22 protein-coding genes are annotated in these 22804 nt (G+C 69.2%); 15 read left to right on the top strand and 7 right to left on the bottom strand.

What is annotated here, in order from left to right; all coding sequences use genetic code 11:
* Positions 1-9 precede the first annotated feature (9 nt).
* Entirely contained in the window at positions 10-792 is a 783-nt protein-coding gene (fabI, locus tag ACY0MJ_RS05030; protein ID WP_462637224.1) for an enoyl-ACP reductase FabI, read from the bottom strand.
* A 37-nt stretch (positions 793-829) separates the two neighbouring features.
* Between fabI and ACY0MJ_RS05025 the strand changes: the two genes are divergently transcribed.
* The 12 genes from ACY0MJ_RS05025 to ACY0MJ_RS04970 all read left to right on the top strand — a co-directional run bounded on the left by ACY0MJ_RS05025 (position 830) and on the right by ACY0MJ_RS04970 (position 16787).
* Positions 830-2641, top strand: a complete 1812-nt coding sequence (locus tag ACY0MJ_RS05025; RefSeq protein WP_462637223.1) for an extracellular solute-binding protein — start codon at positions 830-832, stop codon at positions 2639-2641.
* A gap of 3 nt (positions 2642-2644) precedes the next feature.
* Entirely contained in the window at positions 2645-3676 is a 1032-nt protein-coding gene (locus ACY0MJ_RS05020) for a microcin C ABC transporter permease YejB (protein ID WP_462637222.1), read from the top strand.
* Positions 3677-3704: 28 nt separating this feature from the next.
* A complete protein-coding gene (locus tag ACY0MJ_RS05015; protein ID WP_462637469.1) occupies positions 3705-4772 on the top strand; it encodes an ABC transporter permease in 1068 nt (355 codons plus the stop codon).
* Between the two features lie 58 nt (positions 4773-4830).
* The gene (locus ACY0MJ_RS05010; protein WP_462637221.1) at positions 4831-6432 is read left to right on the top strand and encodes an ABC transporter ATP-binding protein; all 1602 of its coding nucleotides are present in this window, start codon (positions 4831-4833) and stop codon (positions 6430-6432) included.
* 122 nt (positions 6433-6554) lie between these two features.
* The gene (rimP, locus tag ACY0MJ_RS05005) at positions 6555-7133 is read left to right on the top strand and encodes a ribosome maturation factor RimP (RefSeq protein WP_462637220.1); all 579 of its coding nucleotides are present in this window, start codon (positions 6555-6557) and stop codon (positions 7131-7133) included.
* Positions 7130-8632, top strand: a complete 1503-nt coding sequence (nusA, locus tag ACY0MJ_RS05000; protein ID WP_462637219.1) for a transcription termination factor NusA — start codon at positions 7130-7132, stop codon at positions 8630-8632. Before rimP ends, nusA begins: the two co-directional genes overlap by 4 nt.
* Before the next feature lie 19 nt (positions 8633-8651).
* The gene (infB, locus tag ACY0MJ_RS04995) at positions 8652-11543 is read left to right on the top strand and encodes a translation initiation factor IF-2 (RefSeq protein ID WP_462637218.1); all 2892 of its coding nucleotides are present in this window, start codon (positions 8652-8654) and stop codon (positions 11541-11543) included.
* A complete protein-coding gene (gene rbfA / locus ACY0MJ_RS04990) occupies positions 11540-11908 on the top strand; it encodes a 30S ribosome-binding factor RbfA (protein WP_462637217.1) in 369 nt (122 codons plus the stop codon). The genes infB and rbfA overlap by 4 nt, the downstream gene beginning before the upstream one ends.
* Before the next feature lie 3 nt (positions 11909-11911).
* Positions 11912-12943 (top strand): tRNA pseudouridine(55) synthase TruB, encoded by a 1032-nt coding sequence (truB, locus tag ACY0MJ_RS04985; protein WP_462637216.1) that lies wholly within the window; start codon positions 11912-11914, stop codon positions 12941-12943.
* Positions 12940-14766 (top strand): translational GTPase TypA, encoded by a 1827-nt coding sequence (typA, locus tag ACY0MJ_RS04980; RefSeq protein ID WP_462637215.1) that lies wholly within the window; start codon positions 12940-12942, stop codon positions 14764-14766. Before truB ends, typA begins: the two co-directional genes overlap by 4 nt.
* A gap of 69 nt (positions 14767-14835) precedes the next feature.
* On the top strand, positions 14836-15708 hold the full coding sequence (locus tag ACY0MJ_RS04975; RefSeq protein ID WP_462637214.1) for a DMT family transporter: 873 nt from the start codon (positions 14836-14838) through the stop codon (positions 15706-15708).
* Positions 15705-16787 carry an enoyl-CoA hydratase/isomerase family protein gene (locus tag ACY0MJ_RS04970; protein WP_462637213.1) on the top strand — a complete coding sequence of 361 codons (1083 nt, stop codon included), beginning with the start codon at positions 15705-15707 and terminating at the stop codon, positions 16785-16787. Before ACY0MJ_RS04975 ends, ACY0MJ_RS04970 begins: the two co-directional genes overlap by 4 nt.
* Positions 16788-16876: 89 nt before the next feature.
* On the opposite strand, the gene ACY0MJ_RS04965 is transcribed toward ACY0MJ_RS04970, so the two are convergent.
* From ACY0MJ_RS04965 to smpB, 5 genes are all read right to left on the bottom strand, one after another.
* Positions 16877-17683, bottom strand: a complete 807-nt coding sequence (locus ACY0MJ_RS04965; protein ID WP_462637211.1) for an anti-sigma factor family protein — start codon at positions 17681-17683, stop codon at positions 16877-16879.
* Between the two features lie 8 nt (positions 17684-17691).
* The gene (locus tag ACY0MJ_RS04960; RefSeq protein WP_462637210.1) at positions 17692-18225 is read right to left on the bottom strand and encodes an RNA polymerase sigma factor; all 534 of its coding nucleotides are present in this window, start codon (positions 18223-18225) and stop codon (positions 17692-17694) included.
* A gap of 9 nt (positions 18226-18234) precedes the next feature.
* On the bottom strand, positions 18235-18573 hold the full coding sequence (locus ACY0MJ_RS04955; protein WP_462637209.1) for a hypothetical protein: 339 nt from the start codon (positions 18571-18573) through the stop codon (positions 18235-18237).
* 1 nt (position 18574) lies between these two features.
* On the bottom strand, positions 18575-18958 hold the full coding sequence (locus ACY0MJ_RS04950; RefSeq protein WP_462637208.1) for a COG4315 family predicted lipoprotein: 384 nt from the start codon (positions 18956-18958) through the stop codon (positions 18575-18577).
* An 82-nt stretch (positions 18959-19040) separates the two neighbouring features.
* Positions 19041-19514 (bottom strand): SsrA-binding protein SmpB, encoded by a 474-nt coding sequence (gene smpB, locus ACY0MJ_RS04945; RefSeq protein ID WP_462637207.1) that lies wholly within the window; start codon positions 19512-19514, stop codon positions 19041-19043.
* Between the two features lie 333 nt (positions 19515-19847).
* Here smpB and ACY0MJ_RS04940 point away from each other — a divergent pair, with 333 nt between their 5' ends.
* Both ACY0MJ_RS04940 and ACY0MJ_RS04935 read left to right on the top strand, forming a co-directional pair.
* Positions 19848-20285 (top strand): type II toxin-antitoxin system RatA family toxin, encoded by a 438-nt coding sequence (locus tag ACY0MJ_RS04940; RefSeq protein ID WP_462637206.1) that lies wholly within the window; start codon positions 19848-19850, stop codon positions 20283-20285.
* 4 nt (positions 20286-20289) lie between these two features.
* Complete coding sequence (locus ACY0MJ_RS04935) at positions 20290-20616, top strand: RnfH family protein (RefSeq protein ID WP_462637205.1); 327 nt, start codon at positions 20290-20292, stop codon at positions 20614-20616.
* Between the two features lie 10 nt (positions 20617-20626).
* Here ACY0MJ_RS04935 and ACY0MJ_RS04930 read toward each other — a convergent pair whose 3' ends face one another.
* Positions 20627-21130: a DUF4124 domain-containing protein gene (locus ACY0MJ_RS04930; protein ID WP_462637204.1), complete on the bottom strand. Its 504-nt coding sequence runs from the start codon at positions 21128-21130 to the stop codon at positions 20627-20629.
* 123 nt (positions 21131-21253) lie between these two features.
* Between ACY0MJ_RS04930 and guaB the strand changes: the two genes are divergently transcribed.
* A complete protein-coding gene (gene guaB, locus ACY0MJ_RS04925) occupies positions 21254-22723 on the top strand; it encodes an IMP dehydrogenase (RefSeq protein ID WP_462637203.1) in 1470 nt (489 codons plus the stop codon).
* The last annotated feature ends 81 nt before the right edge of the window (positions 22724-22804 follow it).

Genomic DNA, 22804 nt, shown 5'->3' with positions numbered 1-22804 from the left:
CGGAGAGGCTTATTCCTCCACCGCGATCGCCGTCTGGCTGAACCCGCCGTCCACGTAGGTGATCTCCGCCGTCACTCCCGAAGCCAGGTCGGAGAGCAGGAAGGCGGCGACGTTGCCGACGTCCTCGATCGTCACGTTGCGGCGCAGGGGCGCGGCGCTCGCCACGATGTTCAGCAGCTTGCCGAAGTCCTTGATGCCGCTGGCCGCCAGCGTCTTGATCGGGCCGGCGCTGATGCCGTTCACGCGGATGCCCTTGGGGCCCACCGCGCCCGCCAGGTAGCGCACCGAGGCTTCCAGCGACGCCTTGGCCAGCCCCATGGTGTTGTAGTTCGGGACGACCCGCACCGCGCCCAGGTACGAGAGCGTCAGCAGCGCCGACTTCTCATTCAGGTAGGGCAGGGCCGCCTTGGCCATCGCCGGGAAGCTGTAGGCGCTGATGTCGTGGGCCACCTTGAAGGCTTCGCGCGAGAGGCCTTCCAGGAAGTCGCCGGCGATCGCCTCGCGCGGCGCGAAGCCGATGCTGTGGACGAAGCCGTCGAACTTCGGCCAGGTGGCCGAGAGGTCCCGGAACAGCTTTTCGATCTGCGCGTCGTCGCCCACGTCGCAGTCGAACACCAGGTTCGAGTTGAACTCGGCGGCGAATTCGGTGATCCGATCCTTGAACCGGTCACCGACATAGCTGAAAGCCAGCTCCGCGCCCTGCTGGTGGCAAGCCCGCGCGATGCCGTAGGCGATCGAGCGGTTGGACAACACGCCCGTGATCAACAATTTCTTCCCGGTCAGGAATCCCATGGCGCTCCCACTGAAAATTTCTCGGCAGAATTGTCGCATGCGAGCTCTGCCGCTACTGCTGGCCTGGGTCCTGGCCGCGCCGGCTGCCTGGGCCGCCCATGGCTATGCGTTGTGGGACGACCTCAAGTACCCCGCCGGCTTCACGGCCTTCGACTACGCCAACCCGGCCGCGCCCAAGGGGGGCGAGCTGCGCCTGGTGAGCAACCAGCGCTACTCCACCTTCGACAAGTACAACCCGTTCACCATCAAGGGCGCGCCGCCGGCCTACCTGGCGACCCTGATGTTCGACTCGCTATTGACGGGTTCCATGGACGAGACCGCCTCCGGCTATGGCCTGCTGGCCGAGGACGTGAGCGTCGCCCCCGACCGGTTGAGCGTCACCTTCCGCCTGCGCAAGGAGGCGCGCTTCCACGACGGCAAGCCCGTCCTGGCGCAGGACGTGAAGTACAGCTACGACACGCTGATCGGTCCCTACGTCTCGCCCGGCTACAAGACGCTGCTGGCCGACGTGGCCGGCTGCGACGTCCTGGACGACCGGACGGTGCGCTTCCGCTTCACCAAGCCGAACCGTGAACTGCCGCTGACGGTGGGCGGCCTGCCGGTGTTCAGCCGCGAGTGGGGCAAGGGCAAGCGCTTCGACGAGGTGGTGATGGACACGCCCATCGGCAGCGGGCCCTACAAGATCGGCCCGGTGCGCTTCGGCAAGGACATCACCTACGTGCGCGACCCCGGCTACTGGGCGCGCGACCTGCCGGTGCGCCGCGGCAGCGCCAATTTCGACAGCATCACCGTGAAGATCTACAAGGACAACACGGCGCGGCTGGAGGCGCTCAAGGCCGGCGAGTTCGACATGATGACCTTCTACTCCGCCGGCGACTGGGCCCGGCGGGTGAACGGCCGCAAGTTCAAGACCGGCGAACTGGTCAAGCGCGCCTTCGAGCACCGGCAGCCCGCCGGCTTCCAGAGCTACGTGCTCAACACGCGCCGGCCGCAGCTGTCCGACCCCCGGGTGCGCGAGGCACTGGACCTCGCGCTGGACTACGAGTGGATGAACCGGCAGATGTTCTACAACGGCTATCCGCGCGTGAAGGACCTGTTCGGCAACACCGACTGCGCGGCCACCGGGACGCCGTCGCCGGAGGAGCTCGCGCTGCTCACGCCCTGGCGCGGCAAGATCCCGGATGCCGTGTTCGGCCCCATGTACACGCCGCCGACCACCGAGGGCCCGGGCCATTCGCTGCGGGACAACCTGCGCAAGGCCCAGGCCCTGCTGAAGCAGGCGGGCTGGGAATACCGCGACGGGGCGCTGCGCAACGCCAAGGGCGAGCCGATGGTGCTGGAGTACCTGGACAGCCGCGAAGGCGGCATCCGCACGATCGCCCCCTGGCAGCGCAACCTGGAGAAGCTGGGGATCGAGCTGCGCTTCGTCTCGGTGGACTTCGCCCTGTACCAGCAGCGGCTGGACAAGTTCGAGTTCGACATCACCACGATCAACTTTCCCGGCACCTTCAACCCGGGGCAGCAGCTGGCCGACATCTTCGGCAGCAAGGCGGCCGACACCGAGGCCTCGGGCAACTTCATGGGCGTGAAGAACCCGGCGGTGGACGCCCTGGTGGCCGCCGCGGCCGGCGCCAGGAGCAAGGCGGAGCTGCTCCCGGCCTGCCGGGCGCTCGACCGCGTCATCATGCACAGCCACTACCTCGTGCCGCAGTGGAGCCTGTCGGCCCACCGCATGGCGTACAACGCGTGGCGGCTCGCCTTCAAGGAGCCGATGCCGCCGTACGCCCCCGCCGAGGAGTGGGTGATGTTCTACTGGTGGGCCAAGGGCAACCAGGGAGACCCCCGCTAGGCCATGTTCGCGTACATCCTCAAGCGCCTGCTGCTGATGATCCCGACGCTGCTCGGGGTCCTGCTGGTCACCTTCGTGGTCATCCAGTTCGTCCCCGGCGGGCCGGTGGAGCAGTACCTGTCCGAAGCCAAGGCGGCGGCGGGCCGCGGCAGCTTCGAGTCGGGCGGCTCCTCCTACCGCGGCAACCTGGGCGTGGATCCCAAGCGGCTGGAGGAGATCAAGGCGCTCTACGGCTTCGACAAGCCGGCGCACGAGCGGCTGCTGCAGATGCTCGGGCAGTTCGCCCGCTTCGACCTGGGCCGGAGCTTCTTCCAGAACAAGGACGTGTGGGAACTGATCGTGGAGAAGCTGCCCGTGTCCATCAGCCTCGGGCTGTGGACCTTCCTGATCAGTTATGGCGTCGCCGTCCCCCTGGGCGTGGCCAAGGCGGTCCGGGCCGGCACGCGCTTCGACTTCGTGACCACGCTGATCGTGCTGGTCGGCTATGCCATCCCGGGCTTCGTGCTGGGCGTGGCCCTGCTGGTGATCTTCGGCGGGCAGCTGCAATGGTTCCCGCTGCGCGGCCTGACCTCGGCGAACTGGGAGGACCTGAGCTGGCCGGCGCGCATCGTCGACTACTTCTGGCACATCACGCTGCCGGTCACGGCGCTGGTGCTGGGCAGCTTCGCCGTGACGGCCATGCTGACCAAGAACTCCTTCCTGGAGGAGATCCGCAAGCAGTACGTCCTGACGGCGCGGGCCAAGGGCCTGGGCGACCGGCAGGTGCTGTGGAAGCACGTGTTCCGCAACGCGCTGATCCCCATCGTCACCGGCTTTCCCGCCGCCTTCGTGGGCGCCTTCTTCACGGGCTCGCTGCTGATCGAGACGCTGTTCTCGCTCGACGGCCTGGGCCTGCTGAGCTACGAGAGCGTGATCCGCCGCGACTATCCGGTGGTGCTGGGCACGCTCTACCTGTTCACGCTGATCGGGCTGGTCACCAAGCTGATCAGCGACCTGAGCTACGTCTGGGTGGACCCGCGTGTCAAGTTCGATTGAGGTCGCCGCGCCCCTGGAAGGCGCGCCGCTGCGCCCGGACGAACCGCCGCCGAAGCCGCTGGCGGGTCGCGGCAGCCTCTCCCCGGGGCGCCGAGCCTGGCTGCGCTTCCGCCGCAACCGCCTGGGCTACGTCAGCCTGGTGCTGTTCTGCGTGATGGTGGTGCTGAGCCTGCTCGCGGAGGTGCTCTCCAACGACCGGCCGCTGCTGGTTCGCTACGAAGGCCAGTTCTACTTCCCCGTGTTCCAGGACTATCCGGAGAAGACCTTCGGTGGCGACTTCCCCACGCCCGCCGACTACCTGGACCCCTTCATCCGCGAGCGCATCACCACCCATGGCAACTGGGCCATCTACGCGCCCAACCCCTACGGCCACAAGACGATCAACTACTTCGCCAAATCGCCCAGCCCGGCGCCGCCCTCCGCGGACAACTGGCTGGGGACCGACGACCGCGGGCGCGACCTGCTGGCGCAGCTGATCTACGGCTTCCGCGTGAGCGTGCTGTTCGGACTGGCCTTGATGGCCATCGGCACGGTCCTGGGCATCCTCGCGGGGGCCGTGCAGGGCTACTTCGCCGGCAAGACGGACCTCGCGATGCAGCGCTTCATCGAGATCTGGAGCTCCATGCCCGAGCTGTACCTGCTGATCATCTTCAGCGCCGTGCTGGCCCCCAGCGTCGCCCTGCTGCTGGTGCTGCTGAGCCTGTTCGGCTGGATGTCGCTGGCCGACTACGTGCGCGCCGAGTTCCTGCGCAATCGCCAGATGGACTACGTGCGCGCCGCGCGGGCGCTGGGGGTGGGCAATGGCCGCATCATGTGGAAGCACATCCTGCCGAACAGCATGACCCCGGTCGTGACCTTCCTGCCCTTCCGCATGAGCGCGGCGATCCTGGCCCTGACCTCCCTGGACTTCCTCGGGCTGGGCGTGCCGCCGGGCACGCCCTCGCTGGGCGAACTGCTGTCCCAGGGCAAGAACAACATCGACGCCTGGTGGATCTCCCTCTCCACCTTCGCCGTGCTGGTGGTCACGCTTCTGCTGCTGACCTTCATGGGCGACGCCCTGCGCGACGCCCTGGATCCACGAAAGGCCGACGCATGACTTACGTTGTGCTCCCTCTCCCGCCCGCGGGAGAGGGCCGGGGTGAGGGCGCAAGCGCATGACCCTCCTGGACGTCACCGACCTGCGCGTCTCCTTCGGCGGCAAGGAGGTCGTGCACGGCGTCGATTTCTCCATCGCTCCCGGCGAGAAGCTGGCGCTGGTCGGCGAATCCGGTTCGGGCAAGACGGTCACGGCGCTGTCGCTGCTGCGCCTGGTGCAGAACGCGGAGCTCTCCGGCGCGGCGCGCTTCCAGGGCCGCGAGCCCGGCGCCGCGCCCATCGACCTGCTCACGGCCCCCGAGCGCACGCTGCGCGGCATCCGCGGCAGCGACATCGCCATGATCTTCCAGGAGCCGATGACGGCGCTGAACCCGCTGTTCCCGGTCGGCGAGCAGATCGCCGAGGTGCTGCAGCTCCACGAAGGCCTGAGTGCCCGCCAGGCCTGGCAGGCGGCGATCGAGGCGCTGGCGGCGACCGGCATCCCGGAGCCCCAGCGGCGCGCCGGCGCGTTCCCGCACCAGCTCTCGGGCGGGCAGCGGCAGCGGGCCATGATCGCCATGGCCCTGGCCTGCAAGCCGCGCCTGCTGCTGGCCGACGAGCCGACCACCGCGCTGGACGTCACCCTGCGCCAGCAGATCCTGGAACTGCTGTCCGACCTGCAGCGCGCCGCCGGCATGGCCATCCTGCTGATCACGCACGACCTGAACCTGGTGCGGCGCTTCGCCGACCGCGTCGCCGTGATGGAGAACGGCCACCTGGTGGAGCAGGGCACCGTGGAGTCGGTGTTCCGCGCACCGCGGCACGCGTACACCCGCAAGCTGATCCACAGCCGGCCGCAGCGCGAGGTCGTCGAAGGCCCGGCCGCGGGCGAGCCGGTGATGCAGGCCCGCGGCCTGCGCGTGAAGTACCCGGTGCCCCTCGCCGGCTTCAAGGGCTGGTTCCGCAAGGGCGCGTTCGTCGCTGTCCAGGGCGCGGATTTCCAGGTCGCACCCGGCCGGACCGTCGGCGTGGTCGGCGAGTCCGGCTCGGGCAAGTCGACCCTGGCCCTGGCGGCCCTCGGCCTGATCCCGCACGAGGGCGACCTCGACGTCGTGAAGCGCCGCTGGGGCCCCGATGCCGGCCAGAACCGCGCCATGCGCCGCCTCGTCCAGGTCGTGTTCCAGGACCCGTTCTCCTCGCTGTCGCCGCGCATGACGGTGGAAGAGATCGTGGGCGAAGGCCTGCTGGTGCACGAGCCGGCGCTGCCGCTGCCCCAGCGGCGCGAGCGCGTCATCCAGGCCCTGCAGGAAGTCGGGCTGGCCGACGAACAGTTCCCGGGCCTGCTGGGCCGCTATCCGCACGAGTTCTCGGGCGGGCAGCGGCAACGCCTGGCCATCGCCCGCGCCCTGATCGTCCAGCCCCAGGTGCTGGTGCTGGACGAGCCGACCAGCGCGCTGGACGTGACCATCCAGCAGCAGGTCTTGAAATTGCTCCAGCGGCTGCAACGTGAGAGGGGCCTCAGCTACCTCCTGATCACCCACGACGTGGACGTCATCCGCGCCATGGCGCACGAGGTGCTGGTCATGAAGGAAGGCGAGATCCTGGAGTCCGGGACGGTCGACGAGGTGCTGGCGCGCCCGCGCAACCCGTACACCCAGGCACTGGTCGCGGCGGCTGGCTGAACCGGTGCGCGAATACCCCCTGGAGCCTTGCGAGTCAAGGCTTTGCGGGCTACAATACTGGCTTCACGACCAAACGGGCGGGTACCAACCGCCCGTTTTTTTTGCTCGGTCCATTCACCAACTTGGCACTGCTCGACATCGTCGCCCAAACCGTCGCCGGCCTCGGCTACGAGCTGGTGGAGCTGGAGCGCTCCGCCGGCGGCACGCTGCGCGCGACGATCGACTTCCCCTGGCAGCCGGGGGAAGAGAAGGCGGTCAACGTGGAGGACTGCGAGCGGGTCACCCGCCAGCTGCAGTACACGCTGGAGGTGGAACAGGTCGACTACAAGCGCCTGGAGGTGTCGTCGCCCGGCATCGACCGGCCGTTGCGCAACGAGCGCGACTTCGAGCGCTTCGCCGGCGAGGTGGTGGACATCACGCTGAAGGCGCCGATGGGCGCGGCCGCCGCGGGCCAGGTGGCCGCCAACCGCCGCAAGTTCCGCGGCACGCTGGAGCGGGCTGCCGAGGGTCCGGGCTGGCAGCTGAGCTGGAGCGACGAGCCGCCGCCGGCGCCGGGGCAGAAGGTGTCGAGGAAGAGGAAGGAACCTGCGCCGGTGCAGGTCCTGGGGTTCACGCTGGACGAGATCAAGGATGCTCGTCTCGCGCCGATCGTAGATTTCAAGGGGCGCAAGCGCGCCGGGGTTCAGGAGCAGGAAAAATGAATCGCGAACTGTTGATGCTGGTGGACGCCATCTCGCGCGAGAAGAACGTCGAGCGCGACGTGGTCTTCGGCGCCGTGGAAGCCGCGCTGGCGCAGGCCACCAAGAAGCTGTACCAGGGCGAGGTGGACATTCGCGTGGCGATCGACCGCGACAGCGGCGACTACGAGACCTTCCGCCGCTGGCTGGTGGTGCCGGACAACGCCGGCCTGCAGAACCCCGACGCCGAGGAGCTGCTGATGGACGCCCGCGAGCGGGTGCCGGACGTGGAGGAAGGCGAGTACATCGAGGAAGGCGTCGAGTCGCTGCCGATCGGCCGCATCGGCGCCATGGCCGCCAAGCAGGTGATCCTGCAGAAGATCCGCGACGCCGAGCGCGAGATGCTGCTGAACGACTTCATGTCGCGCGGCGACAAGATCTTCGTGGGCACCGTCAAGCGCATGGACAAGGGCGACATCATCGTCGAGAGCGGCCGCGTCGAAGGCCGCCTGCGACGCAGCGAGATGATCCCCAAGGAGAACCTGCGCAACGGCGACCGCGTCCGCGCCATGATCATGGAAGTGGACCTGACGCTGCGCGGCGCCCCCATCATCCTGTCGCGCGCCGCCCCCGAGTTCATGATCGAGCTGTTCCGCCAGGAAGTGCCCGAGATCGAGCAGGGCCTGCTGGAGATCAAGAGCTGTGCCCGCGACCCGGGCAGCCGCGCCAAGATCGCCGTGATCTCCCACGACAAGCGCGTCGACCCGATCGGCACCTGCGTGGGCGTGCGCGGCTCGCGCGTCAACGCCGTCACCAACGAGCTCGCCGGCGAGCGCGTGGACATCGTGCTGTGGTCGGAGGACCCGGCGCAGTTCGTGATCGGCGCGCTGGCGCCGGCCAACGTGACCTCCATCGTCGTCGACGAGGAGAAGCACGCCATGGACGTGGTGGTCGACGAGGAGAACCTCGCCATCGCCATCGGCCGCGGCGGCCAGAACGTGCGCCTCGCGAGCGAGCTCACGGGCTGGAAGATCAACATCATGGACGCCAACGAGTCGGCCCAGAAGCAGGCCGAGGAGCAGTCCGCGATCCGCGCGCTGTTCATGGAGCGCCTGGACGTCGACGAGGAGATCGCCGACATCCTGATCTCCGAGGGCTTCACCAGCCTGGAGGAAGTGGCGTACGTGCCGCTGCAGGAGATGCTGGAGATCGAGTCCTTCGACGAGGACACGGTCAACGAGCTGCGCACCCGCGCCAAGGACGCGCTGCTGACGATGGAGATCGCGCGCGAGGAGAGCGTCGAGGAGGTCTCGCAGGACCTGCGCGACCTCGAGGGGCTGAGCCCGCCCCTGATCGCCAAGCTCGCCGAGAACGGCGTGCACACCCGGGACGACCTGGCCGACCTGGCGGTCGACGAGCTCACGGACATCACTGGCCAGTCCGCGGAAGAGGCCAAGACCCTGATCATGAAGGCGCGCGAACACTGGTTCACCGGCGCTGCGGCTGCGGCCGCCCATGAGTGATGGGAGGAACTGAGAACACATGTCTAGTACCACCGTCGCCGAGTTCGCGAACGAACTCAAGAAATCGACCGAAACCCTGCTGGAGCAGCTGAAGAGCGCCGGCGTGACGAAGTCCGCCCCGACGGACTCGCTGACCGATGCCGACAAGCAGAAGCTGCTGGGCTACCTCCAGGCGAGCCACGGCACCGCCACGCCCGAGCGCAAGAAGATCACCCTGGTGAAGAAGTCCACCAGCGAGATCAAGCAGGCCGACGCCACCGGCAAGGCGCGCACGATCCAGGTGGAAGTGCGCAAGAAGCGCACCTTCATCAAGCGCGACGAAGGCGCCGACACCGCCGTGGTCGAAGCGCCCGAGACGGCGCAGCCGCCGCAGCCCTCCGGCCCGGACGAGGCCGAACTCGCCCGCCGCGAGGAAGAGGCGCGCCGCCAGGCGGAGCTGATCCGCCGCCAGGAGGAAGAACTGGCCGCCAAGCGCCGCGAGCGCGAGGAAGCCGAGGCGCGCCAGCGCGCCGAGGAAGAAGCCCGCGCTGCCGCCGAACGCAAGGAGCGCGAGGCCGCGGAGCGCGCGGAAGCGTATTCCGCCGCGCAGGCCGGCGCCACCGCGGCGAAGGCCGCCGCCGACGAGGCGGCGCAGGCCGTCGCGAAGGCGCAGGCCGAGGCCCGCGAGAAGGCGGCGCAGGAAGCCCGCGAGAAGGCCGCCGCCGAATCCAAGGCGCGTGCCGACGAGGAAGCCGCCCGCGCCCGCGACCTGCAGGAACGCCGGCGCAAGGCCGAGGCGGAGGCCGCGGCCATCCGCTCGATGATGAGCGCGCCCAAGAAGGTGCTGGTCGCCAAGGCGCCGGAGAAGCCCGCCGCCAAGGCGCCGGAACCCGGCAAGCCCACCAAGGGCACGCTGCACAAGCCGCCGGCGCAGCCGGGCCGCCCGGGCGCGCCCGGCACGGCCGCTCCCGCCGGCCCGGGCGCCGGCAAGGAAGTGAAGTCCGCCAAGCTGTCCTCCAGCTGGGCGAACGATCCGGCCAAGAAGAAGGAAATCAAGACCCGCGGCGACACCTCCGGCGGCGTCGGCCGCAACAGCTGGCGCGGCGGGCCGCGCGGCGGCCGCCGGGACCACCGCGACCGCGACGACCACGTGCAGTCCGCGCCGGTGGAACAGCGCGTGATCGAAGTGCACGTGCCGGAAACCATCACGGTCGCCGAGCTGGCGCACAAGATGGCCATCAAGGCCTCGGAAGTGATCAAGGCCCTCATGAAGATGGGCCAGCTGGTCACGATCAACCAGTCGCTGGACCAGGACACGGCCATGATCGTGGTCGAGGAAATGGGCCACAAGGCGGTCACGGCCGCCCTGGACGATCCGGAGGCCTTCACCGAGGAAGAGGTGTCCAACCAGAACGCCGAGGCGCTCCCGCGCGCCCCGGTCGTCACGGTCATGGGCCACGTCGACCACGGCAAGACCTCGCTGCTGGACTACATCCGCCGCGCCAAGGTGGCGGCGGGCGAGGCCGGCGGCATCACGCAGCACATCGGCGCGTACCACGTGGAGACCCCGCGCGGCGTGATCTCCTTCCTGGACACCCCGGGCCACGAGGCGTTCACCGCCATGCGCGCCCGCGGCGCGCAGGCGACGGACATCGTGATCCTGGTGGTGGCGGCCGACGACGGCGTCATGCCGCAGACGAAGGAAGCCGTGAAGCACGCGAAGGCGGCCGGCGTCCCCATCGTCGTGGCGATCAACAAGATCGACAAGCCCGATGCCAACCCGGACCGCGTGAAGCAGGAACTGGTGGCCGAGGAAGTCGTGCCGGAAGAGTACGGCGGCGAATCGCCGTTCGTGCCGGTGTCCGCCAAGACGGGCCAGGGCATCGACGAACTGCTGGAGCAGGTGCTGCTGCAGGCCGAGGTGCTGGAACTGAAGGCGCCGGTGGACGCCATGGCCAAGGGCCTGGTGATCGAGGCACAGCTGGACAAGGGCCGCGGCCCGGTCGCGACGGTGCTGGTGCAGTCCGGCACGCTCAAGACCGGCGACGTGGTGCTGGCCGGCCAGACCTACGGCCGCGTGCGCGCCATGCTGGACGAGAACGGCAAGACCATCAAGTCGGCGGGCCCGTCCATCCCGGTGGAGATCCAGGGCCTTTCGGACGTGCCGCAGGCCGGCGACGAGTTCATGGTGCTGTCCGACGAGCGCCGGGCGCGCGAGATCGCGACCTACCGCGCCGGCAAGTTCCGCAACACGAAGCTGGCCAAGCAGCAGGCCGCCAAGCTGGAGAACATGTTCTCCGACATGACGGCCGGCGAGGTGAAGACCCTGCCGATCATCGTGAAGGCCGACGTGCAGGGCTCGCAGGAAGCGCTGGCGCAGTCGCTGCTGAAGCTGTCCACCGACGAAGTGAAGGTGCAGATGGTCTACGCGGCGGTCGGCGGCATCAGCGAGTCGGACGTCAACCTGGCGATCGCCTCCAAGGCGCTGATCATCGGCTTCAACGTGCGCGCCGACGCCGGCGCGCGCAAGCTGGCCGAGGGCAATGGCGTGGAGCTGCGCTACTACAACATCATCTACGACGCCGTGGATGAACTGAAGGCGGCGATGTCCGGCATGCTGGCGCCCGAGAAGAAGGAAGAGGTCATCGGCTCCGCCGAGATCCGCACCGTCTTCGTGGCGTCCAAGATCGGCACGGTGGCCGGCTGCATGGTCACCTCCGGCATGGTCACCCGCAACGCGCACTTCCGCCTGCTGCGCAACAACGTCGTCATCTACACGGGCGAACTCGAGTCGCTCAAGCGGATGAAGGACGACGTGCGCGAGGTCAAGGAAGGCTTCGAGTGCGGCATCAAGCTGAAGAACTACAACGACATCAAGGAAGGCGACCAGCTCGAATTCTTCGAAGTCAAGGAAATCGCCCGGACGCTGTGAAGAAGAAGTCGTCCACCCCCAACCGCGGGTTCCGCGTCGCCGACCAGATCCAGAGGGACCTGACGGAGCTGGTCGCGCGCGAACTGAAGGATCCGCGGGTGGGGATGGTCACGATCAACGCGGTGGAAGTCACGCCCGACTACGCGCACGCCAAGGTGTTCTTCAGCATCCTGGTGGGCGACCCGCAGGAGACCGAGGACGCCCTGAACCAGGCGGCCGGGTTCCTGCGCAACCACCTGTTCAAGCGCCTGCACATCCACACCGTGCCGACGCTCCATTTCCAGTTCGACCGCACCACCGAGCGCGCGGCGGACATGAACGCCCTGATCGCCAAGGCCGTTTCCTCCCGTTCCAAGGAAGACTAGGACGTGAACGCGCCACGCACCAGGGTGCAGCGGCGCCCTGTGCATGGGGTGTTGCTGCTCGACAAGCCGCTGGGTCTGTCCAGCAACGACGCGCTGCAGAAAGCCAAGTGGCTGCTGCGGGCGGAGAAGGCCGGCCACACCGGCACGCTGGACCCCATGGCCACCGGCGTGCTGCCGCTGTGCTTCGGCGCGGCCACAAAGTTCAGCCAGCTGCACCTGGACGCCGACAAGACCTACGAGGCGCTCGCCCGGCTGGGCGTGCGCACGGCCTCCGGCGATGCCGAGGGCGAGGTGGTCGAGACGCGCGAAGTGCCCGCGATCTCCGCGGAGCGTCTGGCCGAAGTGCAGGCGCGGTTCACCGGGCCGATCGTGCAGGTCCCGCCCATGCACAGCGCGCTCAAGAAGGACGGCAAGGCGCTCTACGAATACGCCCGGGCGGGCGTGGAGGTGGAGCGCGCGTCCCGGCAGGTGACCGTGTTCTCCCTGCAGCTGAGCCTGCCGGAGCCCGGCCTGCTGAGGATCGTCGCAAAGGTCAGCAAGGGCACCTACATCCGCACGCTCGGCGAAGACCTCGGCGCGGCGCTCGGCTGCGGCGCGCACCTGGTTTCGCTGCGAAGAATTGCCACCGGGCCCTTCGATGCGAACCAATGCATCACATTGGCGGAACTCGAGGCGCTGCCCGAGTCTGAAAGAGAGGCCCGGCTGCTGCCCGTGGAGGCGCTGCTGCCGGGCCACGCGCGCATCGCGCTCGAACCGGCGGAGGCAGGCCGGTTCCTGAGCGGGCTGCGGCGGCGGGGTCCCTGGCCGGATGCCGAACGGGTGGTGGTCTTCGGGCCCTCACCCCAGCCCTCTCCCGCCAGCGGGAGAGGGAGCGAATCCGCCTCTCTCCCTCTCCCGCCTGCGGGAGAGGGCCGGGGTGAGGGCTGCTTGCTGGGCACGGCCCACGTGAAAGCCGGCGAGCTGATTCCTTCCCGCCTCCTGAGTCCCATCGAAATCCAACAGATGCTCGGCGCGGCCGAGCCCCAAAACGCATGACGCAAATCCGGAACATCGCCATCATCGCCCACGTCGACCACGGGAAGACCACCATGGTCGACCAGCTGCTGCGGCAGTCGGGCACCTTCGCCGAACACGAGAAGGTGGTCGACACCGTGATGGACAACAACGCCATCGAGCGCGAGCGCGGCATCACCATCCTGGCCAAGAACTGCGCGGTCAGCTGGAAGGGCACGCACATCAACATCGTCGACACCCCCGGCCACGCCGACTTCGGCGGCGAGGTGGAGCGGGCGCTGTCCATGGTGGACGGCGTGCTGCTGCTGATCGACGCGCAGGAAGGCCCCATGCCGCAGACGCGCTTCGTCACCAAGAAGGCGCTGGCCCTGGGCCTGCGGCCGATCGTGGTGGTGAACAAGGTCGACAAGCCCGGCGCCAACCCCGACAAGGTGATCAACGCCGCCTTCGACCTCTTCGACAAGCTCGGCGCCACCGACGACCAGCTGGACTTCCCGGTGGTCTATGCCTCCGGCATCAACGGCTGGTCCTCGATGGAAGAGGGCGAGGCAGGGCAGCAGTGGGGCCCCGACATGTCCGCGCTGTTCGACACCATCCTGAAGCACGTGCCGCAGCACGAGGGCGATGCGAACGCGCCCCTGCAGCTGCAGGTCTCCGCGCTCGACTACTCCAGCTTCGTGGGCCGCATCGGCGTGGGCCGCGTGAACCAGGGGACGATCCGTCCGGCGATGGACGTCCTGGTGATGGAAGGGCCGGACGGCAAGCAGGTCAAGGGCCGAATCAACCAGGTCCTCACCTTCGAGGGCCTGGACCGCGTGCAGGTCAAGGAAGCGGGTCCCGGCGACATCGTGCTGATCAACGGCATCGAGGACATCGGCATTGGCGTGACCGTCACCGACCCGGCCGACCCGAAGCCGCTGCCCATGCTGAAGGTGGACGAGCCGACGCTGACGATGAACTTCTGCGTCAACACCTCGCCGCTGGCGGGCCGGGAAGGCAAGTACGTGACGAGCCGCCAGATCTGGGACCGCCTGCAGAAGGAACTGCAGTCGAACGTGGCCCTGCGCGTGCGCGACACCGACGAGGAAGGCGTGTTCGAGGTGATGGGCCGGGGCGAGCTGCACCTGACCATCCTGATCGAGAACATGCGCCGCGAAGGCTACGAGCTGGCGGTCTCCAAGCCGCGCGTGGTGTTCAAGGACATCGGCGGCGTGCGCCACGAGCCGATCGAGCTGGTGACGGCCGACGTCGAGGAGCAGCACCAGGGCGGCGTGATGCAGGCGCTGGGCGAGCGCAAGGGCGAGCTGGTGAACATGGAGCCGGACGGCCGCGGCCGCGTGCGCCTGGAGTACCGCATCCCGGCGCGCGGCCTGATCGGCTTCTCCAACGAGTTCCTGAACCTGACCCGCGGCTCGGGCCTGATCTCCAACATCTTCGACGGCTACGAGCCCTACAAGGGCGAGATCGCCAGCCGCAAGAACGGCGTGCTGATCTCCATGGACGACGGCGAGATCTTCACCTACGCCCTGGGCAAGCTGGACGACCGCGGCCGCATGTTCGTGAAGCCGAACGACCAGGTCTACGAGGGCATGATCGTCGGCGTGCACAGCCGCGACAACGACCTCGTGGTGAACGCCACGCGCACCAAGCAGCTCACCAACTTCCGCGTCTCGGGTAAGGAAGACGCGATCAAGATCACGCCGCCGATCGAGCTCACGCTGGAATACGGCGTCGAGTTCATCGAGGACGACGAGCTGGTGGAGATCACGCCCAAGACCATCCGCCTGCGCAAGCGCTTCCTGAAGGAGCACGAGCGCAAGCGCGCGCTGCGCGAAGCGGCTTAAGATTGCCGTCATCCCCGCGGAGGCGGGGACCCAGGGCTTCCGCCCGGCGAAGCCGGGCCCACAACAACAATGACCCTCACCCACACCCGCGCCGTCTTCCTGATGGTCGCGGTCACCCTCATGTGGTCCATCGCCGGCGTGGTCACCCGCCAGCTGGAACACGCGCGCAGCTTCGAGGTCACCTTCTGGCGCAGCTTCTTCACCGTGCTGTCGCTGCTGGTGATCCTGCCCTTCTTCCAGGGTCGCGAGGTCTTCCGCCGCATCCTGCGCGCGCCCTGGCCGCTGTGGGCGTCCGGCGCCTGCTGGAGCGTCATGTTCACGGCCTTCATGGTGGCCCTCACCATGACCGGCGTGGCCAACGTGCTCGTGACGATGGCCATCGGCCCCTTCCTCACGGCCCTGATCGCGCGCGCCTTCCTCGGCCACCGCATTCCCGTCCGCACCTGGCTGGCCATCGTCGTGGCCGGCTGCGGCATCGCCTACATGTACGGCACGCAGATCGAGGCGGGGCGCTTCGCCGGCACCGCCGTCGCCCTGTGCGTGCCGCTCGCGGCGGGCGTCAACTGGACGATCCAGCAGCGCGCCCACGCCCAGGGGCACCGCATCGACCTGGTCCCCGCCGTGCTGGTCGGCGCGGTGATCTCCACGCTGGCGACCTTGCCGCTCTCGTTCCCGCTGCAGGCCTCGGTGCGCGACGTCGGCTGGCTCGCGCTGCTGGGAACCGTGCAGCTCGCGATCCCCAGCACGCTGGCCGTGGTCTGCGCCCGGGTGCTGAAGGCGCCGGAGGTCGCGCTGCTGGCCTTGCTGGAGGTGGTCTTCGGGATCCTGCTCGCGTGGCTGGGCGCCGGCGAGGCGCCGCGGCCCGCGGTGCTCACGGGCGGCGTCTTCGTGATCGGGGCGCTGCTGCTGAACGAACTGGTCGGATGGAGGCAGAGGACATGAGCAACATCGCCACGGAAGTCCGCGGCTCGGCGGGCCTGGTCACGCTGGACCGGCCCAAGGCCCTCAACGCGCTGTCGCTGGACATGATCCGCGACCTCACCGCGGCGCTGCTCGCCTGGCGCGACGACCCGCGCATCGAGCGCGTGGGCGTGCGCGGCATGGGCAGGGAAGGGCCTTTCGGCGCCTTCTGCGCCGGCGGCGACATCCGCTTCTTCCACGCCGCCGTGCTGGCCGGCGACCCGCGGCTGGAGGACTTCTTCACCGAGGAATACACGCTCAACCACCTGATCCACGGCTACCCGAAGCCCTATGTCGTCTTCATGGACGGCATCGTCATGGGCGGCGGCATGGGCATCTCGGCCCACGGCAGCGACCACGGCCTGCGCCTCGCCACCGAGCGCACGAAGATGGCCATGCCGGAGACCAACATCGGCCTGTTCCCGGACGTGGGCGGCGGCTGGTTCCTCGCGCGCTGCCCCGGGCGCATCGGCGAGTACCTGGCCCTGACGGGCAACCTGATCACGGGCGCCGACGCGGTGGCGGCCCGCCTGGCCGACGGCATCCTTCCCTCGGCGCAGTTGCCCACCGTCTGGGAAAGCCTCGCCGACGGCGAACAGTTCGAGCAGCTGCGCGAGCGGATCCGCCAGCTGCCCGCGCCCGCGAGCACGCTCGCCGCCCAGCGGGCCGACATCGACCGCTTCTTCGGGCTGCCCAGCGTCGCGGCCATCGTGCACGCGCTCGAGGCCGATGCATCGGCGTGGGCCCGGGAGACGGCGGCGCTGCTGCGCAAGCGTTCGCCGCTGATGCTGAACGTGACCCTGGAGCACCTGCGCCGCGCGCGCCACATGACGCTGGCGGCCGACCTGCGGATGGAGCGCGACATGGTGCGGCACTGCTTCCACCTGCGGCCGGGCGCGGCCAGCGAGACCTTCGAGGGCATCCGCGCGCTGGCGATCGACAAGGACCACGCGCCGAGGTGGAACCCGGCGCGGATCGAGGACGTCACGCCGGAGATGGTGCAGGCCTTTTTCGCCAGTCCTTGGCCGACGCACGCTCACCCGCTGCGCGGGCTTGCGTGATCGCTGGGGTTCGCTGCGCTCACCGCCAGCCTACGAAGCCCGCCGGCCACCGCATGTAGGCTGGCGGTGAGCGCAGCGAACCCCAGCGTCTACAACTGCTTGTAGACCACCTCCGCGAGCTGCAACAACCCCTGCCGCGGCAGCTTCCCCGAGATCGCGTACCCGAACCCCTGGTCCACCCAGTAGAACGTGGCGATGCCGCCTTCGCTGGCATACCGGAAGGCCGTCTGCTCCATGCCGCGGGCCTTGGCGCCGTCGACGGCGCCCACGTACAGCGTGATGCGTTCGCCGGCGGCGTTCTGGTACATGAACTGCGCGCGGGCGCCGCCGTCGCCGGGCAGCAGCCGGCCGCCCACGAGCTCGTAGCCGGTCCCGGCGAGATTGGGCACCTTCAGCGGGCGGTTCAGGCGCTTGGACAGCCACTGCACCAGGTGCTGCTGCTGCCCCGCGTCCACTTCCACCGGGTGCCGCACCTCCGGCATGTAGACCGCATGCGCCACCGCCGCCTGGTGCGCGAAGGACATCACGGTGCGCGGACCGGGGCCCGCGTAGCTGCTCGCCTGCCATTGCACGTGGCCGGCCCAGCCGAGCGTGAAGGCCACCAGCACCGACGCGGCCATGCCGCCCCAGCGCTGCCACTGCGCCTGCCGCGTGCTGCGCTGGTGCAGCTGCTGCGCGGCATGCAGCAGGTGCGCGGGAATCGCTTCGTCCAGCACCTCGGCGTGCAGGCCGCGCAGGGCGTCGCGCTGCTGCGCCCACGCGCGCACGCGCTCGGCCGCGTCGGCGTCGGCGGCCAGCCTGGCCTCGACGGCGCCGCGGCGCTCGGCGTCGAGCCGCCCGTCCACGTAGGCGTGCAGGTCCGCTTCGCCGGGCAACAGTGCGTTGTCTTCCTTCATGCCGTTCATCACTTCAAGCGCCGCAGCGAAGGTGCGGCGGCGGTCGCCGGCACGGGCCGGCCATCCATCAGGTCGCGCAGGCGCGCCCGCGCCCGCGACAGGCGCGACATCACCGTGCCGATCGGCACGCCGGTGATGCGCGCGGCTTCCTCGTAGCCCAGGTCCTGCAGGCTCACCAGCAGGAGCACCTCGCGCTGCTCCGGCGGCAGCCGCAGCAGGCAGCGCTGCAGGTCCATCGCCTGGTCGGGCATGCCGCCCGGCGCGACCAGTTCGTTCGCCACGTCGTCCACGTCCACGCGGTTCGCCACCTGCTGCCGCACCGCGCGCCGCGCGCCGTCGACGAACAGGTTGTGCATCAGCGTGAACAGCCAGGCGCGCAGGTCGCTGCCCGCGGCCCACAGCCGCCAGCGCTCGCAGGCGCGTTCCAGCGTGTCCTGCACCAGGTCGTCGGCCGCCCAGGCGTCGCCGGTGAGCGAACGGGCGTAGCGGCGCAGGTCGGGGATGTGGCCCGCGAGGCTGTTGGGAGGGTGGGTTCCCGGCATCCCCGCAGCCTAGACGAAGCGGCCCGGCGAGGACACCGGCGCACCCGGCCAGCCGCGCCGGAACAGCGGGTCGATGCCCGCCATCGCTGCGTGCGCGCCACGTTCCCCCTGCGCGGCGGCCAGCGCCTGCATCAGCGAGGAACGCAGGAACCACAGCGACTGCAGGTCGTGCGCGCGCTCGATCGAGCCGAGGAGGCGCACGCCCGCCGCGCCGGGCGCCTGCTGCGCCAGTTCGCGCATCGCGCGCCGCACGACCTCGACGTCGGCCGACGCGGGTCGGGGCGCGGGACCCGGATCCAGCAGGCGGAACCAGCCGGACCAGGGGAGCGACAGCGAAGGCCTGCGCATCTCAGGGGCGCGCCAGGTGCCAGACGTTGTTGACGCCGTCGCCGGTGCGATCGCCGGGGCGGGCGTCCTTCACCCAGTAGTACACCGGCTTGCCGCGGTAGGCCCACTGGCGGGAGCCGTCGTCGCGCACCACGATCGTCCAGTCGCCCGAGGCGCTGGCGCCGGCGCTGGCCATCAGCGGCGGCCAGTTGGTGGCGCAGGGACCGTTGCAGACCGACTTGCCCGCGCCCATGGGATCGCGGTCGAAGGTGTAGAGCGTCATGCCGTTCGGGCCCACCAACACGCCGTCGGCGACGGTGGCCGGCGCGCGGCTTCCGTACATCGAGGCGCAGCCGGCGAGCAGGCCGGCAAGGGCAAGGGCGGCGAGGGGGGCGGTCAGGCGCATGGCTTTCTCCTGGAGTGAATCGTTCTGCCTGCATGAACGCACCCCGGAACCGGTTTATTCCCGCCCGCCCGGCGGCCGCGGATCAGCGGTGCCGTTCCTTCATGGCGCGCTCGACCTCGCGCTTGCCTTCGCGCTCCTTGATGGTCTCGCGCTTGTCGTGCTCCGCCTTGCCCTTGGCCAGCGCGATCTCCGCCTTGACCCGCCCGTTCTTCCAGTACAGCTGCAACGGCACCAGGGTGTGGCCCTTCTGCTCCACCTTGCCGATCAGGCGGCGGATCTGGTCCTTCTTCATCAGCAGCTTCTTGGTCCGCACGGCATCCGGGTTGACGTGGGTCGACGCGGTCTTCAGCGGGTTGATCTGGCAGCCGATCAGGAACAGCTCGCCGTCGCGGATCACCACGTAGCCGTCCGTGAGCTGGACCTTGCCCGCGCGCGCCGCCTTGACTTCCCAGCCTTGCAGCACCACGCCGGCCTCGAACCGCTCCTCGAAGAAGTAGTTGAAGGCGGCCTTCTTGTTGTCGGCGATGCGGGAGGGCGTTTCTTTCTTTGTCGTCATGGGCTTAACCTGAGAAATCCGCTTCGCGGATTTCTCAGGTTGTCTGATCAGTGCGGACAGGACCGGCAAAGCCGGATCCTGTCCGCAGGGGAGACTGCGTTGCATGTTATTCCACGCAGTCTGGGAGGCGGGCAGCTGCAAGCTGCCCGCCGGGCGTGAACCGCGCGGAATAACATGCAGCGCGGTTCCCCTTGTGAGAAGGATCCGGCTTTGCCGGGCCTTCTCACACATGCTAAGCCTCCGCAAAAAGTCGCTCGCGACTTTTTGCGGAGAATCCTGACAGTTGAGGCCTTCGGCGGCTCTCTACAATCCCGCGGTGGCCCGCAATTCTCCATGAAAACAGTCCACAAGTCCGTCCTCATCTGGTACAGCGCCGAAGAGATGTTCGCGCTGGTGACCGACGTGGCGAGGTACTGCGAGTTCCTGCCCTGGTGCGACCGCTCCACCGTCATCGCGCTGGAGCCCGACGGCATGAAGGCCGAGATCGGCATCCATTTCTCCGGCATCCACCAGACCTTCACCACGCGCAACACCCACGTGCCGGGCCGCGAGGTGCGCATGAAGCTGGTGGAAGGCCCGTTCTCCAACCTCGACGGCTGCTGGAAATTCCAGCCGCTGGGACAGGGCCAGCGCGCCTGCAAGGTCTCGCTGGAGCTGCACTACGCCTTCAAGAGCACGACGCTGGCGACCCTCGTGGGGCCCGTGTTCGACCGCATCGCCGGCAACCTGGTCGACGCGTTCGTCAAGCGCGCCGAACAGGTGTACGGCTGACCGCATGCCGCGCGTGACCGTCACCTGTTCGCCGGCGCCGCGGCGGGTGCTGGAATGGCCGCTGCTGCTGCCCGAAGGCGCCACCGTCGCCGATGCCTTGCAGGCCAGCGGCTGGCGCGAGGCCTGCCCGCAAGGGGAGCCCGCGGAGGTCGGCATCTGGGGCAAGCGCTGCGAGCCAGGCCAGGTGCTGCGCGAGGGTGACCGGGTCGAGGTCTACCGGCCGCTTCAGGTGGACCCGAAGGTAGCGCGCCGCGAGCGCTTCCGCCGGCAGGGCGCGCGGGCGGCAGGCCTGTTCGCGGGGCGGCGGCCGGGAGCGAAGCCGGGCTACTAGGGCGGCCGCGTCACTGCACGCAGTCGCGGGCGATGATCTCGTTGAGGTGCTTGACCTCGGCGGCCCGCTGGGCGTCGTCCATGATCTCGCGCTCGCCCTTCTCGTTGGTGCGCGAGACGCGCACGCCCGAGTCGAAGGTGGCCTTGGCGTTCTTCGCGCGGGCGCAGTTGTCGGCCCGCATGGCCGCCACCTTCATTTCCTGTTCCTTCTTCTTCTCGGCCTCGGCGGCTTCCAGCTGCTTCTTGCGTTCGGCCAGGGCCTTGTCCGTGCCGCTCGGCTTGGGCACGGGCAGCGCGGCGGCCGCAGCGGGCGCCGGGACGGCCTGGGTTTCGGCGGCGGGTGGCGTGAAGCGGCCGCCGGGGTGCTTGAGGATGCGGTCGGGCGCGATGTCCGGCGGCGGCGCCTTGTCGCTGAACACCTTGCGGCCGTCCTTGTCCAGCCAGAGCCACTGCGCCGAAGCGGCGAGCGGCAGGCAGCAGGCCAGGGCGAGCAGGGCGATGCGGGCGGTCTTCATCGCGCCAGTTTAGCCCGGCCGCAGCGCCGCGCCTTGCGTGAAATGCTTCCGCGTGGCGTGCCTGCCCCAGCGGCGCCGTGCGAAATTGCACGCGGGTACAATCCTTTTTTTGGAGCCCTCAGAATGCGCCTTCTCGGAAAAGCGCTCACCTTCGACGATGTGTTGCTGGTGCCGGCGTTCTCCCAGGTCCTGCCCAAGGACACCTCCCTCGCGACCCCCCTTTCCCGCAACATCCAGCTGAACCTGCCGCTGGTGTCCGCCGCCATGGACACGGTGACGGAGGCGCGCCTGGCGATCGCGATCGCGCAGGAAGGCGGCATGGGCATCGTGCACAAGAACCTGACGCCGCAGGAGCAGGCGGCCCACGTGGCGCGCGTGAAGCGCTACGAGTCCGGCGTCCTGCGCGACCCGGTCGTCATCACGCCGCAGCACACGGTGCGCCAGGTGATGGCCCTGCAGGAGCAGCTGGGGATCTCCGGCTTCCCCGTGATCGACGCGGGCCGCGTGGTCGGCATCGTCACCGGCCGCGACCTGCGCTTCGAGACGCGCTACGACGTGCCGGTGGCGCAGATCATGACCCCGCGCGAGAAGCTGATCACCGTGCGCGAGGGCACCAGCGCCGCGGAAGCCAAGGCGCTGCTGAACAAGCACCGGCTGGAACGCCTGCTGGTGGTCAACGACGCCTTCGAGCTCAAGGGCCTGATCACCGTCAAGGACATCACCAAGCAGACCACCTTCCCGAACGCCGCGCGCGATGCCAGCGGCCGCCTGCGCGTCGGCGCGGCGGTCGGCGTCGGCGAGGGCACCGAGGAGCGCGTGGAGGCGCTGGTGAAGGCCGGCGTGGACGCGATCGTCGTCGACACGGCGCACGGCCACAGCAAGGGCGTGATCGAGCGCGTGCGCTGGGTCAAGCAGAACTATCCGCAGGTCGACGTGATCGGCGGCAACATCGCCACCGGCGCCGCCGCGCGGGCGCTGGTGGAAGCCGGGGCCGATGCGGTGAAGGTCGGCATCGGCCCGGGCTCGATCTGCACGACCCGCATCGTCGCGGGCGTCGGCGTGCCGCAGATCACCGCCATCGACAACGTGGCCAGCGCGCTGGCCGGCAGCGGCGTGCCGCTGATCGCCGACGGCGGCATCCGCTACTCCGGCGACATCGCCAAGGCCATCGCGGCCGGCGCCAGCACCGTGATGATGGGCGGCATGTTCGCCGGCACCGAGGAGGCGCCCGGCGAGATCGTGCTGTACCAGGGCCGCAGCTACAAGAGCTACCGCGGCATGGGCTCGATCGGCGCCATGCAGCAGGGCAGCGCCGACCGCTACTTCCAGGAAGCGACCAGCACCAACCCCAACGCGGACAAGCTGGTCCCCGAGGGCATCGAGGGCCGCGTGCCGTACAAGGGCTCGCTGGTGGCGATCGTCTACCAGCTCGCCGGCGGCGTGCGCGCCGCCATGGGCTATTGCGGCTGCGCCGACATCGAGGAGATGCGCAACCGCGCGGAATTCGTGGAGATCACGGCCGCGGGCATCCGCGAGAGCCACGTGCACGACGTCCAGATCACCAAGGAAGCGCCGAACTACCGGGCGGACTGAATCCGCTCGAAGCAAAAAGGGCCAGAATTTTCTGGCCCTTTTTGCTGGCTCACGCTAAAATCTGGTCAGATTGATCCACAG

It is taken from the genome of Ramlibacter sp. bp-362 (genome assembly GCF_054956735.1).
Note: the sequence above shows the minus strand (reverse complement) of the source record. Positions and strands in the feature narration are given on the sequence as shown.

What these genes read in the sequence shown, in the direction of transcription:
- ACY0MJ_RS05010 (WP_462637221.1), top strand. Translation starts at nt 4,831, where the DNA reads ATGACCCTCCTGGACGTCACCGACCTGCGCGTCTCCTTCGGCGGCAAG.
- guaB (WP_462637203.1), top strand. Translation starts at nt 21,254, where the DNA reads ATGCGCCTTCTCGGAAAAGCGCTCACCTTCGACGATGTGTTGCTGGTG.
- smpB (WP_462637207.1), bottom strand. Translation starts at nt 19,514, where the DNA reads ATGACGACAAAGAAAGAAACGCCCTCCCGCATCGCCGACAACAAGAAG.
- ACY0MJ_RS04975 (WP_462637214.1), top strand. Translation starts at nt 14,836, where the DNA reads ATGACCCTCACCCACACCCGCGCCGTCTTCCTGATGGTCGCGGTCACC.
- nusA (WP_462637219.1), top strand. Translation starts at nt 7,130, where the DNA reads ATGAATCGCGAACTGTTGATGCTGGTGGACGCCATCTCGCGCGAGAAG.
- ACY0MJ_RS05020 (WP_462637222.1), top strand. Translation starts at nt 2,645, where the DNA reads ATGTTCGCGTACATCCTCAAGCGCCTGCTGCTGATGATCCCGACGCTG.
- ACY0MJ_RS04970 (WP_462637213.1), top strand. Translation starts at nt 15,705, where the DNA reads ATGAGCAACATCGCCACGGAAGTCCGCGGCTCGGCGGGCCTGGTCACG.
- typA (WP_462637215.1), top strand. Translation starts at nt 12,940, where the DNA reads ATGACGCAAATCCGGAACATCGCCATCATCGCCCACGTCGACCACGGG.
- ACY0MJ_RS04955 (WP_462637209.1), bottom strand. Translation starts at nt 18,573, where the DNA reads ATGCGCAGGCCTTCGCTGTCGCTCCCCTGGTCCGGCTGGTTCCGCCTG.
- ACY0MJ_RS04940 (WP_462637206.1), top strand. Translation starts at nt 19,848, where the DNA reads ATGAAAACAGTCCACAAGTCCGTCCTCATCTGGTACAGCGCCGAAGAG.
- ACY0MJ_RS05025 (WP_462637223.1), top strand. Translation starts at nt 830, where the DNA reads ATGCGAGCTCTGCCGCTACTGCTGGCCTGGGTCCTGGCCGCGCCGGCT.
- fabI (WP_462637224.1), bottom strand. Translation starts at nt 792, where the DNA reads ATGGGATTCCTGACCGGGAAGAAATTGTTGATCACGGGCGTGTTGTCC.
- ACY0MJ_RS04965 (WP_462637211.1), bottom strand. Translation starts at nt 17,683, where the DNA reads ATGAAGGAAGACAACGCACTGTTGCCCGGCGAAGCGGACCTGCACGCC.
- ACY0MJ_RS04930 (WP_462637204.1), bottom strand. Translation starts at nt 21,130, where the DNA reads ATGAAGACCGCCCGCATCGCCCTGCTCGCCCTGGCCTGCTGCCTGCCG.
- infB (WP_462637218.1), top strand. Translation starts at nt 8,652, where the DNA reads ATGTCTAGTACCACCGTCGCCGAGTTCGCGAACGAACTCAAGAAATCG.
- ACY0MJ_RS04960 (WP_462637210.1), bottom strand. Translation starts at nt 18,225, where the DNA reads ATGCCGGGAACCCACCCTCCCAACAGCCTCGCGGGCCACATCCCCGAC.
- ACY0MJ_RS04950 (WP_462637208.1), bottom strand. Translation starts at nt 18,958, where the DNA reads ATGCGCCTGACCGCCCCCCTCGCCGCCCTTGCCCTTGCCGGCCTGCTC.
- ACY0MJ_RS04935 (WP_462637205.1), top strand. Translation starts at nt 20,290, where the DNA reads ATGCCGCGCGTGACCGTCACCTGTTCGCCGGCGCCGCGGCGGGTGCTG.